Raw genomic sequence first — 2646 nt, 5'->3', positions numbered from 1 at the left:
ACTGCGGGGCACCGATCGGCACCGACACCTGATCCGCCGGGGTGACCCGGTGGGTGGTGATCGACACCGCGGCCTCGGTCGGGCCGTACAGGTTGTACAGCTCGACTCGCGGATTCGCCGCGAGCAACCGCTGCGCGGTCGCCCCGGGCAGCGCCTCACCGATGGCCATGACCCGCCACAGCGAATCCGGCAGCTCACTCGCGAGCAGCGCGTCCAGCATGGACGGCACCACGTGCAGGGTGGTGACCCATTCCCGGCTCATCAACTCGTTCAGGTACGCGGGATCGCGATGCCCGTCCGGTGCGGCGATGACCAGGCGACCACCGCAGACCGCGGCCGACCAGAACTCCCAGACCGAGAGGTCGAAGGTGGCGGCCGTCTTGAGCAGCACGGCGTCGGCGGCATCGAGGCCGAATTCGGCCTTCACGTACTGCAACTGGTTGGCGATCGCGGCATGCGAGACCGCCACACCCTTGGGGCGGCCGGTGGAACCGGACGTGAAGATCACGTAGGCGGTATGCGCGGGCCGCAGCGGGGCACGCCGCTGCGCATCGGTGACCGGGCTCGCGTCCAGCGCGGACAGGTCCAGATCGTCCAGCGTGATCACGGGCGCGAGATCGGTCTCGAAACCGGCCTCGTTGTTGGTCAGCACGCAGACCGGTGCCGCGGTCTCCAGGATGTAGCCGGTGCGTTCGGCCGGCTGATCCGGATCCACGGGCACGTAGGCACCACCGGATTTCGCGACCGCGTACATCGCCACGATCAGGTCCACCGAGCGGCGGAAGGCCAGCGCGACCCGGTCCTCCGGACCCACGCCCCGCGAGATCAGCTGCCGTGCCAGGCGGTTGACCCGGGCGTCGAGTTCGGCGTAGGTGATTTCCGTGCCGTCGTCGGTGACCAGCGCGGTGGCCCGCGGGCCCGCGGCCACCGTGGCATCCAGCAGCGAGACCAGCGTGGCCTCGGCGTCCACCGGTCGCGTGGTCGCGTTACGACCCGTGATCAGCGCGTCGTGTTCGGCCGCCGCCAGCAGTTCCAGATCGCCCACGGGCGTTTCCGGTTCGGCGACGATCGCCGAGACCAGCCGCAGGAAGCGATCCACGAAACCCTGTGCGGTGGCGTGTTCGAACAGGTCGGTGGCGTAGGTCAGGTAACCGCCGATTCCGTTCGGCGCGCCGGTCTCGTCGTAGGTGTCGCCGACGATCAGATGCAGATCGAACTGCGAGACCTCGGTGTCGATATCGACACCGGCGACCCGCAGCCCCGGCAGCTCCAGCGCGGCCTGTCCGAGGTTCTGGAACGACAGACCCACCTGGAACAGCGGATGCCGGGCGGTCGACCGGACCGGGTTCAGCACCTCCACCAGACGTTCGAACGGCACATCGGCATTCGCGAAGGCCGCGATATCGATCTCGCGCTGGCGGGCCAGCAACGCGGTGAACGAGTCGCCGCGATCCAGCCGGGTGCGGAACACCACGGTGTTGACGAACATACCGATCAGATCGTCGAGCGCGGCCTCGCCGCGGCCCGCGACCGGGGTGCCGATGGCGATATCGTCCACGCCGGACAGCCGCGACAGCAGGGTCGCGAAGGCCGAGTGCACCACCATGAACAGGGTCGCGCCGCGCTCACGGCCCAGCGCGATCAGCGCCCGATGGGTATCGGCGTCGATACGCACCTCGACCCGGCCGCCGCGGTAGCCCTGCACCGCCGGACGCGGATGGTCGGCGGGCAGATCCAGCTGATCGGGCAAGTCGGCAAGGGTCTCCTGCCAGTACCGGACCTGCCGGTGCGCCAGCGACTCCGGATCGGACTCGTCGCCGAGCAGTTCGCGCTGCCACATGCTGTAGTCGGCGTACTGCACCGGCAGCGGCGCCCAGCCCGGGGCCTCACCCGCGGCGCGGGCGGCGTAGGCCGTCATCAGATCGCGGGTGAGCGGGCCCACCGAGGAGCCGTCACCCGAGATGTGGTGCACCACCATGGCCAGCACGTATTCATCCGCGGCCTCGGCGACCCGGAACAGGGCCACCCGCAGCGGCACCTCGTTGGTGACATCGAAAACGGTCGACACCAGATCCAGCACAGCGGCTTGCAGGTCGGCGGTGGCGACGGTGCGCACCTCCAATTCCGGGACCGCGCGCGACGCCGGGAGCACCACCTGCACCGGGCCGGAGTCGGTCTCCGGGTACACGGTGCGCAGCACTTCGTGCCGGCTCACCACATCGCCGACCGCCGCGCCGAGCGCGGCCACATCCAGCGCGCCGCTGAGCCGGACGGCCATCGGGACGCTGTAGGCCGAGGATTGGTTGTCGAACCGGTTGAGGAACCACATCCGCTGCTGTGCCAGCGACATCGGCGCGGCGGCCACGGTCTCACCGGACAGCAGGGTCTGTTCCGGACGCTCCTGCGGCACCAACCGGTTTCGCGCGCCGAGGCCGAACTGCGATTCCACCTGCGCGGCCAGCGCGGTCACCGTGGGCGATTCGAACAGCACCCGCATCTTGATCTTCGTATCCAGGGCCGCGCCCAGGCGCGCGGCGACCTGGGTCGCGATCAGCGAGTTACCACCCAGCGCGAAGAAATCGTCATCGGCACCCACCCGCTCGATACCGAGCACATCGGCGAACACACCCGCCACGATCTCCTCGA

The 2646-nt window shown here is 69.5% G+C and carries 1 protein-coding gene; it reads right to left on the bottom strand.

The window, feature by feature from the left end; all coding sequences use genetic code 11:
- Positions 1-2646, bottom strand: a 2646-nt coding sequence (locus tag ACWDU1_RS31410) for a condensation domain-containing protein (protein WP_450004046.1), incomplete at both ends; no start/stop codon positions are given.

This window comes from Nocardia sp. NPDC003345 (assembly GCF_053589395.1).
This window is presented reverse-complemented; position numbering and strand designations above follow the sequence as displayed.